The organism is Cellulomonas persica (assembly GCF_007989825.1).
Taxonomy (GTDB): Bacteria; Actinomycetota; Actinomycetes; order Actinomycetales; family Cellulomonadaceae; genus Cellulomonas; species Cellulomonas persica.
The window spans coordinates 86,592-106,346 of sequence record NZ_BJUA01000011.1; the positions used below are offsets into that span (position 1 = coordinate 86,592).

At 72.1% G+C, this 19,755-nt stretch carries 14 protein-coding genes and 1 tRNA gene; 10 read left to right on the forward strand and 5 right to left on the reverse strand.

Features of this window, described 5'->3' with window-relative positions:
- Nucleotide 1: 1 nt before the first annotated feature.
- Together CPE01_RS12025 and CPE01_RS12030 are read right to left on the reverse strand one after the other, a co-directional pair.
- A complete protein-coding gene (locus CPE01_RS12025; RefSeq protein ID WP_146807025.1) occupies nucleotides 2–1,093 on the reverse strand; it encodes an ABC transporter permease in 1,092 nt (363 codons plus the stop codon).
- Nucleotides 1,094–1,188: 95 nt separating this feature from the next.
- Nucleotides 1,189–2,859: an extracellular solute-binding protein gene (locus CPE01_RS12030; protein WP_146807026.1), complete on the reverse strand. Its 1,671-nt coding sequence runs from the start codon at nucleotides 2,857–2,859 to the stop codon at nucleotides 1,189–1,191.
- 485 nt (nucleotides 2,860–3,344) lie between these two features.
- Between CPE01_RS12030 and CPE01_RS12035 the strand changes: the two genes are divergently transcribed.
- From CPE01_RS12035 to CPE01_RS16485, 4 genes are all read left to right on the forward strand, one after another.
- Nucleotides 3,345–4,340 carry a LacI family DNA-binding transcriptional regulator gene (locus CPE01_RS12035; RefSeq protein WP_246783909.1) on the forward strand — a complete coding sequence of 332 codons (996 nt, stop codon included), beginning with the start codon at nucleotides 3,345–3,347 and terminating at the stop codon, nucleotides 4,338–4,340.
- Between the two features lie 64 nt (nucleotides 4,341–4,404).
- Nucleotides 4,405–5,973, forward strand: a complete 1,569-nt coding sequence (locus tag CPE01_RS12040; RefSeq protein WP_281285119.1) for an alpha-N-arabinofuranosidase — start codon at nucleotides 4,405–4,407, stop codon at nucleotides 5,971–5,973.
- Entirely contained in the window at nucleotides 5,970–7,622 is a 1,653-nt protein-coding gene (locus CPE01_RS12045) for a glycoside hydrolase family 43 protein (RefSeq protein ID WP_146807030.1), read from the forward strand. Before CPE01_RS12040 ends, CPE01_RS12045 begins: the two co-directional genes overlap by 4 nt.
- Before the next feature lie 151 nt (nucleotides 7,623–7,773).
- Entirely contained in the window at nucleotides 7,774–8,931 is a 1,158-nt protein-coding gene (locus tag CPE01_RS16485) for an alpha/beta fold hydrolase (protein WP_186811520.1), read from the forward strand.
- A gap of 322 nt (nucleotides 8,932–9,253) precedes the next feature.
- Here the strand turns inward: CPE01_RS16485 and CPE01_RS12055 are convergent.
- A tRNA-Leu gene (locus CPE01_RS12055) sits at nucleotides 9,254–9,336 on the reverse strand.
- Between the two features lie 169 nt (nucleotides 9,337–9,505).
- On the opposite strand from CPE01_RS12055, the gene CPE01_RS12060 reads away from it, so the two are divergent.
- On the forward strand, nucleotides 9,506–10,711 hold the full coding sequence (locus CPE01_RS12060) for an AI-2E family transporter (RefSeq protein WP_146807032.1): 1,206 nt from the start codon (nucleotides 9,506–9,508) through the stop codon (nucleotides 10,709–10,711).
- A gap of 4 nt (nucleotides 10,712–10,715) precedes the next feature.
- Here the strand turns inward: CPE01_RS12060 and CPE01_RS12065 are convergent, their stop codons facing one another.
- Nucleotides 10,716–11,471 carry a fructosamine kinase family protein gene (locus tag CPE01_RS12065; RefSeq protein ID WP_246783906.1) on the reverse strand — a complete coding sequence of 252 codons (756 nt, stop codon included), beginning with the start codon at nucleotides 11,469–11,471 and terminating at the stop codon, nucleotides 10,716–10,718.
- Nucleotides 11,472–11,588: 117 nt separating this feature from the next.
- Between CPE01_RS12065 and ald the strand changes: the two genes are divergently transcribed.
- From ald to CPE01_RS12080, 3 genes are all read left to right on the forward strand, one after another.
- Nucleotides 11,589–12,704, forward strand: a complete 1,116-nt coding sequence (gene ald, locus CPE01_RS12070) for an alanine dehydrogenase (RefSeq protein WP_146807036.1) — start codon at nucleotides 11,589–11,591, stop codon at nucleotides 12,702–12,704.
- A gap of 67 nt (nucleotides 12,705–12,771) precedes the next feature.
- Nucleotides 12,772–13,911 (forward strand): lactate/malate family dehydrogenase, encoded by a 1,140-nt coding sequence (locus tag CPE01_RS12075; protein ID WP_146807038.1) that lies wholly within the window; start codon nucleotides 12,772–12,774, stop codon nucleotides 13,909–13,911.
- Nucleotides 13,908–14,387, forward strand: a complete 480-nt coding sequence (locus CPE01_RS12080) for an ACT domain-containing protein (RefSeq protein ID WP_146807040.1) — start codon at nucleotides 13,908–13,910, stop codon at nucleotides 14,385–14,387. Before CPE01_RS12075 ends, CPE01_RS12080 begins: the two co-directional genes overlap by 4 nt.
- Before the next feature lie 106 nt (nucleotides 14,388–14,493).
- On the opposite strand, the gene CPE01_RS12085 is transcribed toward CPE01_RS12080, so the two are convergent.
- The gene (locus CPE01_RS12085; RefSeq protein ID WP_146807042.1) at nucleotides 14,494–16,053 is read right to left on the reverse strand and encodes a M20/M25/M40 family metallo-hydrolase; all 1,560 of its coding nucleotides are present in this window, start codon (nucleotides 16,051–16,053) and stop codon (nucleotides 14,494–14,496) included.
- A gap of 181 nt (nucleotides 16,054–16,234) precedes the next feature.
- Here CPE01_RS12085 and CPE01_RS12090 point away from each other — a divergent pair, with 181 nt between their 5' ends.
- Together CPE01_RS12090 and CPE01_RS12095 are read left to right on the forward strand one after the other, a co-directional pair.
- Nucleotides 16,235–18,319, forward strand: a complete 2,085-nt coding sequence (locus CPE01_RS12090; RefSeq protein WP_146807044.1) for a M3 family metallopeptidase — start codon at nucleotides 16,235–16,237, stop codon at nucleotides 18,317–18,319.
- Between the two features lie 70 nt (nucleotides 18,320–18,389).
- Entirely contained in the window at nucleotides 18,390–19,721 is a 1,332-nt protein-coding gene (locus tag CPE01_RS12095) for a M20/M25/M40 family metallo-hydrolase (protein WP_146807046.1), read from the forward strand.
- Nucleotides 19,722–19,755 lie beyond the last annotated feature (34 nt).

Genomic DNA, 19,755 nt, shown 5'->3' on the forward strand with positions numbered 1-19,755 from the left:
CCTAGACCAGCGTCTCTTGGTTGAGGCGCTTGGCCGCCATGTTCGCCGAGCCGACCAGGATGATGGCGACGACGGTCTTGAAGATGCCAGCGACGACCGCGAGGCTGTAGTTGCCGAGCTGGTAGCCGTAGCGCAGCACGAAGACGTCGATCGTCTCGGCCGTCTCGGAGATCAGGCCGTTGCCGAGGAAGTACGGCAGCTCGAAGTTGGTCGACAGGATCCAGCCGCTGTTGATGATGAGCAGCACGACGATCGTGGGACGGATCCCCGGGAGCGTGATGTTCCACATCTTGCGGTAGCGGCCCGCGCCGTCGACCTCGGCGGCCTCGTACAGGCTCGGGTCGATCGCGGTGATCGCGGCCAGGTACAGGATCGTGTTCCAGCCCAGCTCCTTCCACAGGCTCGTCCCGGCGACGATCCCCCAGAAGTGGTTCGGCTCGGTGAGGAACAGGATCGGTTCCTGGACGAGACCGATGGCCATGAGGCCCTGGTTGATGAACCCGCCGGAGGAGGGCAGCGAGAGCGCCACCGACGCGAGGCTCGCCACGATGACCCAGCTGAGGAAGTGGGGCATGTAGGTGATGTTCTGCATGATCCGCTTGAACGGCAGGTTCTTGACCTCGTTCAGCAGGAGTGCCAGGACGATGGCTCCCAGGGTCCCGACGATCAGGGTGAGCAGCGACTGTCCGAGCGTGTTGACGATGACGCGGCGGAACCGCTCACCGTTGACGCCGGTGAACAGGTCGACGAAGTTCTCGAAGCCGACCCACTCCTGGTTCCAGATGCTGCCGCGCCCCGGCTTGTAGTCCTGGAAGGCGATCGCCCACCCGTAGACCGGGACGTACTTGAACAGGATCTGGTACATCAGCAGCGGGACTGCCATCGCGAGCAGCACCCGCTGCGCCCAGATCCTGTCCCAGGTGATCTTGCGCCTGGGCTCCTTCGCTGGTCGCGTCCGAGCCTTGCTCGTCCGGGCCTTGTTCGCAGTTCGCGTCCGGGCCTTGCGGCCGCGAGCCCGCGAGCTGCTCGCGGGCTCCAGGGCCGGCTCGACCCCGGTGGCGGTCACCAGGTTGCTGACCGGTGCGTCCGTCATCTGTCCAACCTCGTCGTCAGGAGCGGGGGAGTGGTCACCGTGAGCGCGTCGTGGTGGGGGACGCGTGCGCCCCCCACCACGACGGCTCGCGACTGTTACCAGTTGGCGAGACGCTCCTGGATGCCGGCGTTGATCGCGTCCTCGTACACCTTGACGTCGATCTTCTTGATGGTGTCCACGTAGGCGTTCCAGTTCGCCTCGAAGTCTCCGGGGGCACCGGCGATGATCTTCGGCAGGTTCTGCACGTTGGCGTCGGTCAGCTGCTGGTTGACCTGGTTGGCGTCGTCGGAGAGCGTGATGTTCCACGCGGGGTAGTACTTGGGGTTCTCCGGCTGCGGGTTCATGAACTCGAGCCAGGTCTTCTTGCCGTACTGCTCCATGACGTTGCGGTCGTAGTCCGTCAGGGTCGCGAAGAACTCCTCGGGCTGGTCGTCCGGGCTGTAGGCGTTGCCGTCGGAGAACTGGCCGTTGTGCTTCGGCAGCATGTCGAGCAGCGCCTCGAGACGGTTGGAGGCACGCCAGGTGAGGTCGCGGGCGTTGGCACGCTGCTCCTCGGTGCGGGTGAACAGACCGCCCTCACCGACCTGGTAGTCCTCACCCTCGATGCCCCACGAGAGCACCTTCTGCCACGGCTCGCTGAGCATGAGGTCGAGGAACTTGAGGGCCTTCTCCGGCTGCTTGCTGGAGACGGAGACGCCGAAGCCCTGGTTGGTGTTCATGACGGGACGGTCGGCGTACCACGGCTCGGCGCCGTCGTAGACGGGCATGAGGGGCACGTACGTGTACTGGTCCTTGCCGGCGCTCCGCAGCGAGTCGGTCGCGGTCTGGAAGTCCCAACCCTGGTCGTGCATGCCGAGCACGGCGCCGGTCGCCAGCTTCGCCACGTACTGGTCGAACGTCAGGGTGAAGGACTCGGGGTCGACGAGCCCCGCGGCGTACTGCTCGTTGAGGACCTTGTAGAAGTCCTTCGCGACGTCCTTGTCAGCGTAGATCTGCGCGTTGTTGGAGTCGTCGACGATGACGCCGCCGTTGTTCGGGGAGCCTGCCAGCAGCGCCGGCGGGTTGGTCATGCCCCACTCACGGCCCGTCGAGGCCAGGACCTCGAAGCCCACGGTCGGGGCGCCCTCGGTCTCGGGGTTCTTCGCCTTGTAGTCGGCGATGAGCTCGAAGTAGCGGTCGAGGGTCATGTTGCTGAGGTCCGGCCAGCCGGCGTCCTCGAGCACGCGCTTCTGGATCCAGAACGCGGGACCGTAGTAGGTGCCGCCCGTGGGCTCGCCGTAGAAGCGGTTGTAGTTCGGGAAGATGTACAGGCCCGGCTCCACCTCTTCGCCGGAGTAGCTCATCTTCTTGATGTCGTCCTCGACGTGCGTGGCGAGGTTGGGGTAGTCCCCGCTGGCCAGCATGTCGTCCAGGCGCAGGAGAGCGCCGCCCTCGAGCAGGCGCATCTTCAGGTCCGTGGTCCCGACGAGGTCGGGGTACTGGCCGCCGGCGAGCATGACGCCGATCTTCTGGTCGACGTTGTCCGGGGTCACGATCTCGTACTCGAGCGTGACGCCGAGCTGCTCCTTGAGCAGCTTGGTGATCTTGTTGTCAGCCGCGGGGGCCTGCTGGGCCGACGTGATCCACGTCGTGAGCGTGGTCGGGTTGCTGGGGGTCAGCGTGCCGGACTTGTCCGCGAGATCCCCCTCGGGGATGACGGCGGCGGTCGAGGGGCCCTTGTCTTCGGGTTCGCCGTCGGAGCTGCATGCGACGAGGCCCGCGGACATGGCCGCCACCAGGACAAGAGCTGACAACTTCGTTCTTGCGGTACGCACCGAGGTCTCTCCCTTGAGAACAGTTCCCGTCCACCTTGACTGGAACGTGTGCACATCGGACGCCTTGGGGCTTGCGTCCTCATCCCGGGCGGGATTTTAGCGTTAAAGTAGAGACGTCTTTCGCGAGCCGTCAAGCCCTCGCAAGTCTCGAAATGGTCACGACCACTTTCGAGTGCACTCGCCGCAGTGGGCGGACAGGGACGTCCGTGCCGTGACCTCGTCGCTGCGGATCCGCTCGCGCCGCGGCCGCGCGAGACGGCCCCGCGGTGGCGCAGCGCCGGTTGAAAGTTTCGACCGGGAGCTTCCCGTCGGGGTCTTGCGGCCGTGCGTTGTATCGATATATTGAGCGCGCCCCGGCGCCGTGGCCGGGGCCTGCGACGCGACGACCGCATGCCGACCGGCAGGGCTTTGCGGGAAGGAGGATCTCCGTGGTGAGGATGGCGGACGTGGCCCGCGCGGCCGGCGTCTCGGTCATGACGGTGTCGAACGTCCTCAACGAGCGCCTTCCCGTCGGCGAGGAGACGCGCGCCCGCGTCATGGCGGCTGTCGAGGACCTCGGGTACGAGGTCAACCTGACCGCGCGGCACCTGCGTGCCGGACGGACCGACACCGTCGCCTTCGTCGTCCCGAGCTTCCATGACTACTTCGGCGAGCTCGCCGACCAGGTCGCCCCGCTGATCGAGGCGCAGGGGCGTCACCTCGTGCTCGAACGGACGAGCGCCAACGCGCAGCAGGAGATGGAGGCGCTCAGCGTCGCGCGGCTCCAGACCTATGACGGCGTCCTGCTGTCCGTCGCCGGTCTCGACCTGGAGCAGCTCGGGCTGGTCCGCACCGCCAAGCCGATCGTGGTGCTGGGCGAGCGCGACGTGCCCGACCACCTCAACCACGTGCGCCTGGCGAACGAGTCGGGTGCCGCCCTCGCCACGGCGCACATGCTCGAGCGCGGGTCGCGTCGCATCCTCGCGCTCGGGTGCTCGTTCGACGCCGCGCACATGATGACCACGGACCGCCGCGTCGGGTGGGAGCACGCGTACCGCGAGGCCGGCCTGACCCCCGACCCGGCCTACGTCGTCCCCGTGAGCGACTACACGTCCCGCGGTGGTCGCGAGGCGATGCTCGACGTCATCGCCTCGGGACTGCCGTTCGACGGGGTCTTCGCCGTCACCGACATCGTCGCGCTCGGAGCGCTGTCCGCCCTGGTGGACGCCGGGCTGCGCGTCCCCGACGACGTGCAGCTCGCCGGGTTCGACAACCTCGACATGTCGCGCTTCATCCCACCGGGCATCACGTCTGTCGACGCCAACCACGAGGGTGTGGCCGAGGCGGCCGTCCGACTGCTGCACCGCCAGATGTCGGGCTGGACCGGCCCGGCCGAGCACGTCGTCGCACCCGTCCGCCTCGTGGTGCGTGGATCCACGCGCGGCGACTCCTAGTCACACGCACGCGCGCGGCTCTGCGCGTCACCCACGTCGCTTCCCGGTCAAAGGAGACCAACTCGTGAGCAGCCCCGTGCCTCCGCCTGCCCCTGCGGCAGTCCCCGATGCGGCGACCACGACAGCGATCATCGACCTGGACCTGCCCGGTGCGACGATCAGCCGGCACGTGTACGGGCACTTCGCGGAGCATCTGGGCCGGTGCATCTACGGCGGGTTCTGGGTGGGCGAGGAGTCCGCCGTCCCGCACGTGCGTGGCATCCGCTCCGACGTCGTGGCGGCTCTGCGGGCCCTGCAGATCCCGAACCTGCGCTGGCCGGGCGGCTGCTTCGCCGACGACTACCACTGGCGTGACGGGATCGGTCCGCGCGACCAGCGGCCCCGGATGGTCAACTCGCACTGGGGTGACGTGGTCGAGGACAACGCGTTCGGCACCCACGAGTTCATGGACCTGTGCGAGCTGCTCGGGGCGGAGCCGTACGTCTCGGGGAACGTCGGGTCCGGCACCGTGGCGGAGATGTCGGACTGGGTCGAGTACCTGACCCGGGCGGACGACTCGCCGATGGCGGCGCTGCGCCGGGCGAACGGGCGCGACGAGCCGTGGCGGGTGCCGTTCTGGGGGCTGGGGAACGAGGCGTGGGGCTGCGGCGGCAACCTGCGGGCGGAGCAGTTCGCGTCGCTGGCCCGGCAGTACGCCACGTACGCGCGCAACCACGGCGACAACTCCCTGTACCGGATCGCGGCCGGCGCCGACTCGGGCGACCTGCACTGGACCGAGACGCTGATGCGGTCGTTCGGCGACCTGGCCGCGGACCCGGACGAGCCGGTCCGCCCGTTCCAGGCGCTGTCGCTGCACTACTACACGATGTCCGGCTCGTGGGGGGACAAGGGCGACGCGACCGGGTTCAGCACGGACGAGTGGTACACGACGATGGCCAGGGCCCGCCACATGGACGAGCTGCTCACGCGCCACTCGACGGTGATGGACCGGTACGACCCGCACCGCAAGGTCGGCCTGGTGGTCGACGAGTGGGGCACCTGGTGGAACGTCGAGAAGGGCACCAACCCGGGGTTCCTGTACCAGCAGAACACGCTGCGCGACGCGCTCGTCGCGTCCGTGCACCTCGACGCGTTCCACCGGCACGCCGAGCGGGTCGTGATGGCGAACATCGCGCAGACGGTGAACGTGCTGCAGGCGATGATCCTCACCGATCCCGGCACGGGCGCGCTGGTGCTCACCCCGACGTACCACGTGTTCGCGATGAACACCGCGCACCACGACGCCGCCGCGCTCGCCGTCCACCTGCGGGGCGTGCCGACCCGGGCCGTCGACGGGTCCGAGCTGCCGCTGGTCTCGGCGTCCGCGTCGGTCAAGGCAGACGCAGCGCTGATCTCCTTGTCGCACCTGGACACCGAGACCGACCGTTCGGTCGTGCTCGACCTGCGCGGTCGCGCCGTCGTCGCATACGAGGCGCGCGTGCTGACCGCGCCCACCCTGGACGCCCACAACACCCCGGAGCAGCTCGACGCCGTCGCCCCGACCGTCCACCACGGCGTGCGGCCCCACCCGCGCGGGCTCGAGGTCGACCTGCCCGCCCACTCGTACGTCACCGTCAGCCTGGACCTGCGGTGACGGGGCGCGCCGACCGTGCGGCGCTCGACGTCGGCCGGCCGGTCATCTTCGCGGACGTCCCCGACCCGGACGTCACCTACGACGGCCGGCACTACTACATGGTCAGCACGACGATGTACTTCGCCCCGAGCGTGCCGATCATGCGCTCGGGCGACCTCGTGCACTGGTCGATCGCCGGCTACACGGGCCCGATCCTCGACGACACCGACGCGCTCGCCCTGCGCAACGGGAGCAGCGCCTACGGCCAGGGCACGTGGGCTGCGAGCATCAGGTACCACGAGGGCACGTACTACGTGTCGGTCGGCAGCCTGACCACGCAGCAGACGTACGTCTATGCGACGCCGAGCATCGAGGACGGGCCGTGGACGCGGTCGGTCCTCGACGGCTACGCGCACGACCAGTCGCTCCTGTTCGACGGCGACGACGTCTACCTCGTCTACGGCAGCGGAGCGATCGACCTGCGCCGGCTCGGCCGGGAACCCGACGGGACCTTCGTGTGGGACGGACCGCCGACGCGGCTCGTCGACGACGCGAACGTCGACCAGACCAGCGGGCTGGACGCCGAGGGCGCGCACGCGTACCGGATCGGCGACCACTACTACGTCTTCATGATCGAGTGGCCGACGGGCGGCATCCGCCAGGAGCTGGTGTGGCGGTCGACGTCGTTGACGCCGCAGTCCCAGGGCGGGGCCTGGGAGGGCAGGCTCGTGCTCAGCCAGGCGGTGTCGGTCGAGGGGCGCCAGGGCGACGGCGTCGCGCAGGGCGGCGTCGTGCAGGCGGCCGACGGGCAGTGGTACGCCATGCTCTTCCAGGACGAGGGGCCGCTCGGACGCTCGCCGCAGCTGGCCCGCGTGACCTGGGACGACGACGGGTGGCCGGTCTACGCGCTCGACACCGGCACGACGGGGGACGCAGGCGCGCGCTCGCCGGGAGCCATGGAGCTGCTGGTCTCGGACGACTTCGACAACCAGCCCACGCAGGCGGGCTACTGGAGCACGACGAACGCCGGTGCCCTGACGACTGCGGACGAGAACGCCTGGAACGGCTCGAGCCTCGGGCTGGCCTGGCAGTGGAACCACCACCCGGACCACCGGTTCTGGTCACTGACCGAACGCCCTGGGCACCTGCGGCTCACCACGGGCAGCCTCGCGTCGGGCATCATCGACGCCCGCAACACGCTCACCCAGCGCACGTGCGGCCCGGCGAGCGCCGCGGCGATCTCGCTGGACGTGTCCGCGATGAGGAACGGCGACGTGGCGGGCCTGTCCGCGTACCAGCAGAAGTACGGGTACGTCGCGGTCGAGATGGTCGAGGGCGCCCGCCGGCTCGTGATGCGCCGTGCCGACGCGCAGGGACACGTCGCGTTCACCAGCACCCACGTGCCGCTGACGGCCGACACCGTCCTGCTCCGCGTGGACGTGGACTTCCGGGACGCGGCCGACCGCGCCACGTTCGCGTACTCGCTCGACGGTGCCACCTGGACGCCGATCGGCGACGACCTCGCGATGGAGTACAGCCTCGACCACTTCACGGGCTACCGGTTCGCGATCTTCTGCTACGCCACGGCCGAGACGGGCGGTCACGTGGACGTCGACTGGTTCCGCGTCGGCGACGACATCGACCGCCGAAGGCCATCGCCGGCGTCGTGAGGTGCCCGGCCGGGCCGGACCGGCGGGAGCCCTGCGGACGCCGTGGACGTCCGGGCGACGAGCCGGCGACGACGCCACGGGGCGCGTCGCCGGTCGTGACCCGGGACGTTCGGGCTGTGCGTCGTCGCAGGTCGCCGGGACGATGGTCGCCATGATCACCCTCTACCTGCACGGCAGGGCGGCGTGCGACGCCCGCACGCTGGAGTCGTTCCTGGCCCGCGCCCGCCCGGTGTACGAGGCGCCGGGCGGCATCAGGGTGCGGCTGCAGTGGAGCCTGACCGAGCCCGGGGCGTTCGTCGAGATCATGGAGTACCGCGACCGTGTCACCTACGCGGCGGACCAGGTCCGCGTCGAGCAGGACCCCGCGATGCGCGCTCTGATCGACGAGTGGCACACCCTGCTCGCGAGCCCGCCGCGCGTGGAGGCGTACGAGGACGTCACCCTCGAGCCCGCAGCCGGTCCCGCCACGAGACGGCCCGGCGACTCGCGAGCTCCCGATGACGGACGCGCCGAGCGCCCGCTGGTTGTGCACCGCTACGGCCGGCCCGGGCGGCCGCGCGTGGTGCTCCTGCACGGGCTGACCGATGCCGGGACCACCTGGCCCGACCTCGTCAGGCACTGGGACGACGACTGGGACGTGATCGCGCCGGACCTGCGCGGGCACGGACGGTCCCCGCGGTTCACCGACGACGAGCTCGACCGCGCGCCCGACGTGATGCTCGCCGACGTGCTCGACCTGCTCGACGCCCAGCCTGCCCCGGTCGTGCTCGTCGGGCACTCGCTCGGCGGCCTGCTCGCGCTGCGCGCCGCACTCGAGCGCCCCGACGCGGTCCGCGCGCTCGTGCTCGAGGACCCTGCCAAGCCCGACGGCATCCCCACGCGCGAGGGCGACCGGACCGTGTTCGTCGCCCACCCCGACGTGGTGACCGGCGTCGAGTCGTCGCTCGTCGCGACCGAGCGCGACCGCGCTGCCGAGGTCGCCCGCATGCGCCGCGAGACGGCCTGGAGCGACGCCGAGATCGAGGCGTGGGCCGACAGCCGTCCGCTCGTCGACCGCGCGTACGTCCGGCGGGGGCTGTTCCTCGGAGATCTCGCGTGGGAGGAGCTGTTCGCCGCGCTCGCGGTCCCGACGCTGCTCGTCCTGCCCGGTGACGCGCCGATGGCGCCCCGCCCGGACCTGGTCGACAACCCCCTCGTCCGCAGGGTCGCCGTCGACGGTGCGGGCCACTGCGTGCGACGCGACCAGCCCGCTGCCTACCACGCGGCCGTCGACGCGTTCCTCACCGAGCACATCGGTCGTCGGGAGTGACGTCCGGCCTCGCGGGCTCGGGGCATGCGCGGCTCCCGACATGGACCGAACTCTCCCACCGCGGTCCTGCGGCCGTGAAGGCCACGGACGCGTCCCGTTGCCCGAGGCGGTCCGACAGATGCGGGCGTGACGACGAGACGCCCCGACCTCGGTCGCATGCTCCACGCAGGCGACCTTCGGGTCGGCCTCGACACGTGCGTGCCCGGACGCCTGGACCGGCGTTGCAGCAACGCTGCTGAGATGCAGGACGGTCGCGGACACACGAAGGGCCGTGACCCGCACTGCTGCCGGTCACGGCCCTTCGGTTCGCTGTCTCAACGAGTGTCCGGAGGGGGACTTGAACCCCCACGCCCTTGCGGGCACTAGCACCTCAAGCTAGCGCGTCTGCCATTCCGCCACCCGGACAGGTGGACCATCGGAGAGCCCGGAGGCGCCCCGTGGTGCGGCAGAAAAGATAGCACGGTGAGTCGGCCGGGCATGCATCGGCCCCCAGGGGCAGACTCGGGCTGGGACGATTCGCTCACCGGCCCTCGCGCTGCGACCGGGCCGTCGACCGACGTGGGGGAGGGCACGAATGGCGGAGCCCGGCGAGCGCGCCGGAGCGCAGGCCGCGCGACCGGCCCGTCGGGTCGCGGGTACCCGGCGCACACCCCAGTCCGTCGAGCACGACGCGCCGCACTGGCTGCGGATGCTCGCGGGGTCCGCGTGGCGGCTGATCGTCGTCGTCATCGCGGTCGGGATGGTGTTCTACGCGACCTCGCAGGTGAAGCTCCTGTTCATCGCGGTCTTCCTCGCGCTCGTGTTCACCGCCGTGCTGCGGCCCCTGGTGGAGCTCTTCGCGCGGTTCGTGCCGAGGTTCCTCGCCACCGCGCTGGCGATCCTCACCGGCGTGCTGTTCTTCGCGGGGCTGCTCACGTACGTGGGCTACTCGGTGGCGAACGAGTGGGAGGACCTGTCCGACCAGTTCAGCAACGGGCTCACGCAGATCACGGACTTCCTGGAGAGCGGGAAGCTGCCGTTCCGCATCACGAGCGAGCAGATCGCCGAGTGGATCAACGACGCGCAGCAGTGGGTGCAGGACCACGCCGGCGACCTCGCGGGTCAGGCCGCGCAGAGCGCCGGGTCGGTGGTCGAGGTGTTCACCGCGCTCGCGCTCGCGATCTTCTGCACGGTGTTCTTCCTCGCGCGTGGCCGCGAGATGTGGACGTGGTTCCTCAACCAGCTTCCCGAGCGGTTCCGCGAAGGCTGGATCCAGGCGGGCGGAGCGGGCTGGTACACGTTCTCCGGCTACACGCGCGGGACGGTGATCATCGCCGTCACGGACGGGATCCTCGCGTTCATCCTGCTGCTCATCCTCGGGGTGCCGCTCGCGGCCCCGCTCGCGGTGCTCGTCTTCATCGGTGCGTTCATCCCGCTGATCGGTGCGCCGGCCGCGATGGTGATCGCGATGATCGTGGCGCTCGCGGCCAACGGCTTCTGGTCGGCGGTGTTCGTCGGGGTCGGCATCGCGCTCATCGGCCAGTTCGAGGGGCACGTGCTGCAGCCGCTCGTCATGGGCAAGCAGGTCGCGATCCACCCGGTCGTCGTGGCGCTCGCGGTGGCGGCCGGCACGCTGACGGCGGGCATCCTCGGGGCGGTCGTGAGCGTGCCGCTCGTCGCGGTGGCGTGGGCGATCTTCTCGCGCATGCGCACGCTCGACCCCCCGATGGCTCCCGACGAGGCCGACGACGGCATGGGGCCGCAGGGGAGCCGGGTCGACGACGAGGACGCGCGCGTCTGACGCCTCACGCGTGCAGCGACGTCAGGAGCCTGTCGAGCTGCGCGACGTAGTGCCCGCCGAACAGCACCGCGTGCACACCCACGGGGTAGAGCTGGTGCAGCGTCGTGCGGCGACGCCACCCGGGTCGCAGAGGGCGCTCGTCGTCGTAGGCGGCCAGGACGTCGTCGAGGTGGGGGAGGCCGAACAGCGCGAGCATCGCGAGGTCCGTCTCGCGGTGCCCGCCGTGGGCAGCCGGGTCGATGAGCGTCGCGCCCTGCGGGGTCCACATGACGTTGCCGGCCCACAGGTCACCGTGCAGCCGCGCGGGCGGCTCGTCGTCGTCCCACGCCCCGGCCCGTGCGCGGTCCGCGACGCGCGCGAGGCGGTCCAGCACGCTCGTCGGCGCGATCCCGACGAGCTGGTCGGCCAGGGGCCGCAGGCGGCGCTCCGCCAGGAACGTGCCCCAGCGCTCGTCGTCGCCCGCGGCCATCACGAGCGGTGCGTCGAGCGGACCGAACCACGCGTCGCCCTCCCAGCCGGGCGGCACCGCGCCGAACGCGGGCGCGCCGGCCGCGTGCGTGCGGGCCAGCGAGCGGCCGAACGCGACGGCCGCGTCCCGGGTGGGCGGGACCGGGACGAGGCGCTCGAGGTCGAGGTGGTCCTCGCCGACGTCCAGCACGCGCACGACCGGCGTCCCGCCGGCGTCGCGCAGCCAGGCGAGGCCGGCGGCCTCGCACGCGAAGAAGCCGGCAGGAGCGTGTGGGCGCGTCTTGCGGAACACGCCGTGATCCTCTCGCGCCGCGGGCACCGACGACGGATGCTGGACGTGGCAGCGCCGCGACCCGGCGTGCCGAACCCGCACGCCCGGGCACACCCCGCCCAGACCCAGGGAGCCGAGATGATCGTCGCAGTCCCGCAGGAGACCAAGAACCGCGAGTACCGCGTGGCGCTCACACCCGCCGGAGCGCACCACCTGGTGACCGAGGGGCATCGCGTCCTCGTCCAGTCCGGCGCGGGAGTCGGGTCAGCGATCGGGGACGACGAGTACCGCGCGGCCGGAGCCGAGATCGTCGCCGACGCGGCGACCGTGTGGGGCGAGGCCGACCTCGTGTGCAAGGTCAAGGAGCCGACGCCCGCCGAGTTCGTCCACCTGCGCGACGACCTGGTCCTGTTCACCTACCTGCACCTGGCCGCCGACCGTCCCGCGACCGACGCGCTGCTCGCCGCGGGGACCACCTCGATCGCCTACGAGACCGTGCAGCTGCCCGACGGGTCGCTGCCGTTGCTCGCGCCCATGAGCGAGGTCGCCGGACGGCTCGCGGCGCAGGTCGGCGCGTACCACCTCATGCGCAACGAGGGGGGTGCGGGCGTGCTGCTGGGCGGCGTGCCCGGCGTCGACCCCGCGCGCGTCGTCGTGCTCGGCGGCGGGACGGTCGGGTGGCACGCCGCGCAGATCGCGCTCGGCATGCGCGCCGACGTCACGGTGCTGGACCTGTCGATGCCGCGGCTGCGGGAGATCGACGCGGCCAGCGCCGGTCGCATCCGCACGCTCGCGTCCAACCGCTGGGTCCTCGAGCGCGAGGTCGCCGACGCGGACCTCGTCATCGGTGCCGTCCTCGTCCCCGGCGCGCGCGCCCCGCGCCTGGTGTCCGACGAGCTCGTCGCCCGCATGCGCCCGGGCTCGGTGCTCGTCGACGTGGCGGTCGACCAGGGCGGGTGCTTCGAGTCGACGCACCCCACGACGCACGACGACCCGACCTACCTGGTCGAGGGCTGCGTCTTCTACTGCGTCGCGAACATGCCCGGTGCGGTGCCCGTCACCTCGACGCGCGCGCTGACCAACGTCACGCTGCCGTACGTGCACGCGATCGCGTCGCGCGGCTGGCGCGCCGCGGTGTCCGACGACCCGGCGCTGGCCAGCGGGCTGACGACGCACGCCGGGCGGCTCGTCAACGCCGCCGTCGCCGCCGCGCACGCCTACCCGTCGGTGTCCGTCGCCGACGCGCTCGCCTGACGCCATGGACCGCCGGCAGCGGGACGCGCGTCACGCGCCCGCAACGAAGCGCGCCTAGTCTCGCGCCATGGATGTGGCGGTGCTGGGCGCGACGGGCGACGTCGGGCGGCAGATCTGCACGCAGCTCGTCGAGCGGCGTGTGCTGCCGCCGACGTCCCGCCTGCAGCTCGTCGGTCGCCCCGGCGGACGGTCGGCGACCGCGACGTACGGGCTCGCGGCCGACCTCGTCGACGCGTACGACGAGCACGCGCCGCTGCTCGACGTCGCGCTCGACCCGTCGGACGTGGTGGCCGACGTCGTCGTGGTCGCGGCCGGCCGCACCGCGGGCACGACGCCGGGCGCGCCCGTCGACCGGCGCGCGCTCGCACAGGACAACGCGCGCGTCTTCGCCACCTACGCCGACGCGCTCGCCCGGCACGGCTCGGGTCGCGAGGTCGTGGTCGTCGTCTCCAACCCCGTCGAGCTCGGCGTCGCGGTTTTGGGCGACGCGCTCGGCCGGCACCGTGTCATCGGGATGGGTGCGTGGCTCGACACGCTGCGGTTCCGTCGCGAGGTCGCCGCCTCCATCGGCGTGCGACGCCACCGGGTCGGCGGGTTCGCCGTCGGCCAGCACGGCGACGACCTCGTCCCGCTGTGGTCCACCGTGCGGATCGCCGGCCTCGACGCCGCCGAGCGGCGCGCCGAGGTCGCTCGCGTCCGAGGACCGCGCACGCTCGCGACGTACGACGACGAGATCGCCACCGCCAAGCACGCGCTGTCGAGCGCCGCGGTGCAGGACCTGGCCGCCGCGTTCCGGCTCGTCGACACGTGGCCACCCGACGTCAGGCTCGCCGCCCGGCCCTGGATGACCCAGCAGAGCGGCGCCAAGACCGCCGCAGGGACGGCCAGCGCCACCATCGACCTCATCGAGACCGTGCTCGACGGCCGCGACACCGTCGTCGCCGGGCAGGTGCTGCTCGACGGTGAGGTCGCGCTCGCGGGAGAGCCCGTGCACGGCGTGCTCGGCGTCCCCGTGGTGCTCGGGCCCGAGGGCTGGACGCAGGTGCTGCTGCCCGCGCTCGCGGACGACGAGCACGAGCGTCTCGCCGCGGTCGCGCGCCGCATCGCGGCTGGGACGGCGCCGTGGACCGACGTCGCGCTCGACGAGGTCGGACGCGGCGGGGTCGGACGCGCCGAGGCGGTCGAGCGGGAGGAGGCGGTGCGATGAACGAGCTCGAGGACCTGCACGACGACCGCTGGGTCGTGTTCGTGCGCGGCGCCAACCGACCGGGCACGGTCGCGGCCGTGACCGCCGTGTTCGCCACGCGCGGCATCAGCTTCGACGCGCTCGCCACGAGCGACGCGGACCCGCAGGCCGGCCTCGTCACGGTCACGTTCCGCACCACCGAGCGCCGCCAGCACGAGCTGGTGCGCGCGGTCGAGCGGCTCGCGGCCGTCTCGGGCGTCGTGGTGCGCCGAGCGGAGGACCTGGGGGTGCGTGCGGCGGGGGTCTGCCACCTGCCGCGCGACGTGGCGTTCCGGCCGCCGGCGCACGCCGCCGTGAGCTGGTCGGGGGAGTCGCAGCTGGGTCAGCCCGTGCTCGTCGAGGGTCCGCTCGTCGATGTCGAGCACGTGGTCGCGGCCGCGCGCGAGGCGGGCGCACGCTCGACGGCGATCGTCATCCAGCCCCCGACCAGCCTCTGACGCCCCTGGTGGGACCGGGTCGCCGACCCGGCCCCACCAGGCGTTCAGCAGCCGGGCTCAGCAGCCGGGCTCCTCAGCTGGGCGTCAGCGGGCGCTCAGCGGTGCGTCAGGACGCGCGCTCCAGGTGCCGGTGCTCGCCGCCCGGGCCGTGCCCGTGGTGCTTGCCCGGGTGCCCGGGCCTCCCCGGACCGGGGTGGTGACCCGGCTTGCCGGGGCCCTTCACGCCGTTGATCGCGGACGTGTCGCGCGCGAGGCTCGCGGTCGCGAACGCCACGGCCGGCGCCATGATCCCGATCGCCTCGCGGCTGACGTTCGCCAGGTCGTCGCCGGCCGTGTGGTAGCTCGGGTCGTGGCGGATGCCGGGCGTGCCGCCGAACAGCGCGACCTCCTCGTCGGTCTTGATGTCGTCCGCGCCGGTGAACAGGCCCGAGGCGGGGATGCCGTTGAGGATGAACGCCTGGTAGTCCGAGCGGCCGGAGAACTCGGTGTCGACCCACGGCTGCCCGATGCGGTCGAAGTACCCCGTCAGGACGGCCTCGGTCTGCGCCGAGCCCTCGGGCACGTCCACCGGCGCCTCGTAGGTCGACTCGTCCGCGTCGTAGACGCCGATGATGTAGTTCGGCGAGCCGACCATGTCGAAGTTGAGGTAGGTGGCGATGCGGTCGAGCTCACCGGGCCTCGTCGCGAGCTCGTCCACGTACTCGGTGGAGCCGATGAGCCCCAGCTCCTCGGCGCCCCACCACGCGAAGCGGACGGTGTTGTGGTGGTGCTTCTGCTTCGCGAGCTGGACCGCGACCTCGAGCAGCACCGCCGAGCCTGAGCCGTTGTCGTTGATCCCCGGGCCCTCCTCGACACTGTCGAGGTGCGCGCCCAGCATCACGACGTTGTCGTCGCGTCCGGCCCTGGTCTCGGCGATGACGTTGAAGCTCGTGCGCTCCTCGGTGTGGAAGCGCGTGTCGAGCGTGAGCGTCGCGCCGCGCTCGGTCACGGCCTCGACGACCGCGAGCCCGTCCGCCATCGGCATGCCTGCGACCGGGATCTGCACGAGGCCCTCGGTGGAGAGCGTGCCGAACAGCATCTCCTCGACGTTGTTGTAGACGACGAGGCCGACGGCTCCAGCGGCCTCGGCCGTCACCGCCTTCTGCGCGAACGAGCAGACGCCGCGGCTGACCACCGCGATCGTGCCGACCGTCTCGACGTCCCCCCACGCGTCGGCGGTGCAGCCCGTCGGGTCGACCGGCACCGACGCGCGAGCGCTCACGCCGGTCTCGGGGCTGTTGGGCGCGTACTGCATCTGGTCGACGGCGTACGACTCGCCGGTCGAGAGCGTCAGGCTCGCGGCGTCGACGACCTCGAGGTCGAACGTGAACGGGTCCCGCTTCGTGTGGTAGCCGGCCTTCGCGAGCGTGCGCTCGACATAGCGCGCGCTCGCCTCGTACCCCTCGGTGAGCGCCGCCCGGTTGCCGTCGTGGCGGTCGGCGATGCGCTGGAGCTCCTCGAGGTGCCGCCATACCCCGCGGGTCGTCACCTGCTTCGCGAACCGCGCGGCGTCGTCGTGGTGACCGCCGGGGCCGTGCGCCGAGGCGGGTGGGGCGAGAAGTGCGCTCGTGCCGACCACGAGCGTGACCAGGGTGCCTGCGAGGGCACGGGTGCGTCGTCCTGCCACGATGGTGTCCCTTCGTCGCGAGGACGGCGGCCGGTCGACCGCCGTCGGTGTCACCCGAACGGGCGACACCGAGGCCCACGGTGGCCGATCTCGACCGAGTTGTCACGGGATGCGCCGACTCGCGCGTCCCGCCGTGCCGTGCATCAGCGGGGACACGGTCGCGTGGGTGATGATGCGGGACATGAAGCGTGAGCCGCTCGACCCCGAGAACCCGTTCGCCGCACCGTCGTCCCTGCCGTACGGCCTGCCCGACTACACCCGCATCAGGACCGAGCACTACCGGCCCGCGATCGCGTACGGCATGGCCGAGCACCGCGCCCAGGTCGAGGTGATCGCCACCGATCCGAGCGAGCCGACGGTCGAGAACACGCTCGTCGCGCTCGAGCGCGCGGGCCGCACGCTGCAGCGCGTGCTCGTCGCGTTCTTCAACCAGTCGAGCGCCGACTCGACGCCCGAGCTCGACGCGCTCGAGGAGGAGGTCGCGCCGCAGCTCGCCGCGCACCTCGACGCGATCCACCTCGACGCGCGCCTGTTCGCCCGGCTCGAGGCCCTCGACGCGCAGGTCCGCGCCGGCGAGCTCACGCTCGAGCCCGACACGGCGTGGCTGCTCGAGCGCACGCGCACGACGTTCGTGCGCGCAGGCGTCCGGCTCGACGCCGCGGCGCAGGACCGCCTGCGCGAGCTCAACGCGCAGATCACGACTCTCGCGACGGTGTTCGGGCGCGAGGTCCTCGCCGCGACGAACGAGGCCGCGGTCCTCGTGACCGACGAGGCGCAGCTCGACGGGCTCTCGCAGGACGCGCGGTCGGCGGCGGCACGTGCCGCGGCCGAGCGCGGGCACGAGGGTGCCTGGCTCCTCGAGCTGCAGCTCCCGACGAGCCAGCCGCAGCTCGTCACGCTGCGCGACCGCGCGCTGCGCGAGCGGCTGCACCGCGCCTCCGTCGGACGTGGCCTGGGCGGCGCGCACGACACGCGCGCGACGCTGCTCGAGCTCGCCCGCCTGCGCGCCGAGCGTGCCCAGCTCCTGGGCTACCCGCACCACGCCGCGTACGTGGCCGCCGACGCGACGGCGAAGTCGGCCGAGGCGGTCGAGGACATCCTGAGCCGGCTCGCGCCCGCCGCGGTCGCCAACGCGCGCTCCGAGGCGGCCGAGCTCACGGCCGCGCTCCAGCAGGACGAGCCCGGAGCGACGCTCGAGGCGTGGGACTGGGCGTACTACGCCGAGCGCGTCCGGGCCCACGCCCGCTCGCTCGACGAGACCGCGCTGCGCCCGTACCTCGAGCTCGACCGCGTGCTGCACGAGGGCGTCTTCCGCGCCGCGACCGCGCTGTACGGGCTCACCTTCGCCGAGCGCACCGACCTCGTCGGCTACCACCCGGACGTGCGGGTGTTCGAGGTGTTCGACACCGACGGCTCCGGGCTCGGCCTGTTCCTCGCGGACTACTGGACGCGCGAGTCGAAGCGCGGCGGCGCGTGGATGAACAACCTCGTCGACCAGTCGACTCTGCTGGGTGAGCCGCCCGTCGTCGTGAACAACCTCAACATCCCCAAGCCGCCGGACGGCCAGCCGACGCTGCTCACGTGGGATCAGGTCACGACGATGTTCCACGAGTTCGGCCACGCGCTGCACGGGCTGCTGTCCGCGGTGCGCTACCCGTCGCAGTCGGGCACCGAGGTGCCGCGCGACTTCGTCGAGTACCCGTCGCAGGTCAACGAGATCTGGGCGTGGGAGCCGCAGGTGCTGCAGGCGTTCGCGGTGCACCACGAGACGGGTGAGCCGATGCCCGGCGAGTGGGTCGAGACGCTGCTCGCGGGTCGCCAAGACGGCGAGGGCTTCCGCACCACCGAGTACCTCGCGGCGGCCCTGCTCGACCAGGCCTGGTACCGCCTGACGCCCGCCGAGGTCCCGACCGACCCCGAGCAGGTCGAGGCGTTCGAGGCCGCGGCCCTCGAGCGGGCCGGCGTGGCGTTCGCGCCGGTGCCGCCCCGGTACCGCAGCGCGTACTTCAACCACGTGTTCTCGAGCGGCTACTCGGCGGGCTACTACTCCTACATCTGGTCGGAGGTGCTCGACGCCGACACCGTCGAGTGGTTCCGCGAGAACGACGGCCTGCGCCGCGAGAACGGCGACGCGTTCCGCGCGAAGCTGCTGGGCCGCGGCGGCTCGGTGGACCCGATGGAGGCGTTCCGCGACCTGCGCGGCCGGGACCCGCAGATCGAGCCGCTGCTCGTGCGCCGCGGCCTGACCGCGGCCGTGCAGGCCTGAGGCCGTACCGCCGGACGGGACGGGCCCCGCGGTCGTGGGGCCCGTCCGTGCGCGCAGGTACGGTGGGCGGGTGCCCACGAACGAGCCCCGCCCCAGCCTGACCGCCGCCGACGAGGTCGTCGACATCTGCCGCGACCTCATCCGCTTCGACACCTCGAACTACGGCGACGGGTCGGGCCCGGGGGAGCGGGCCGCAGCGGAGTACACCGCGGGGCTGCTCAGCGACGTCGGGCTCGAACCGGACGTGTTCGAGAGCGCGCCGGGCCGCACGAGCCTCGCGGTGCGCATAGAAGGCGCCGACCGCAGCCGGCCCGCGCTCGTCCTGCACGGGCACCTCGACGTCGTTCCGGCGCAGGCGTCCGACTGGACCGTCGACCCGTTCGCCGGCCACGTCGACGGCGACCTGCTGTGGGGCCGCGGCGCGGTCGACATGAAGGACATGGACGCGATGATCCTGTCCGTCATCCGGCAGATGGCGCGCGAGGGGCGCAAGCCCGCACGTGACGTGGTCCTGGCGATGTTCGCCGACGAGGAGGCCGGCGGCACGTACGGCGCGAGCTGGGCCGTCGACCACAAGCCAGAGATCTTCGAGGGCGCGACCGAGGCGATCAGCGAGGTCGGCGGGTTCTCGGTCACGGTCGGCGGGCGCCGCGCGTACCTCGTGCAGACCGCCGAGAAGGGCCTGTCGTGGCTCAAGCTCGTCGCCGAGGGCCGCGCGGGGCACGGCAGCCAGGTGACGCCCGACAACGCCGTCACCCACCTCGCGGAGGCCGTCGCGCGCATCGGGCGGCACGCGTGGCCGCTCGAGCTGACCCCGACGGTGCGTGCGCTCCTCGAGGGCGTCGCGGACCTCACCGGGCTGCCGTTCGACCCCGAGGACGAGCAGGCGATCGACGCGCTCGTCGCGGCGCTCGGCTCGGCGAGCCGGTTCGTCGGGGCGACGCTGCGGCACACGTCGAACCCGACGCAGCTCACCGCGGGCTACAAGGCGAACGTCGTGCCCGGCCGCGCCGAGGCGGCGGTCGACGGCCGGTTCCTCCCGGGCCGCGAGGCGGAGTTCCGGGAGACGATCGAGCGGCTCGCCGGCCCGCACGTGCGGCTCGAGCGCATTCACCACGACGTCGCGCTCGAGGCGCCGACCACGGGATCGCTCGTCGACGCGATGACGGACGCGCTGCTCGCCGAGGACCCCGGCGCCGCGGTGCTGCCCTACACGCTGTCGGGCGGGACGGACAACAAGTCGCTCTCGCGTCTGGGGATCACGGGGTACGGGTTCGCGCCGCTGCGGCTGCCCGACGACCTGGACTTCGCAGGCATGTTCCACGGCGTCGACGAGCGGGTGTCGATCGACGCCCTGAAGTTCGGGACGCGCGTGCTGGACCGGCTGCTCACGACGTTCTGACGAGTCCCCGCTGCCGACCCGCCCGCCGGGCGTG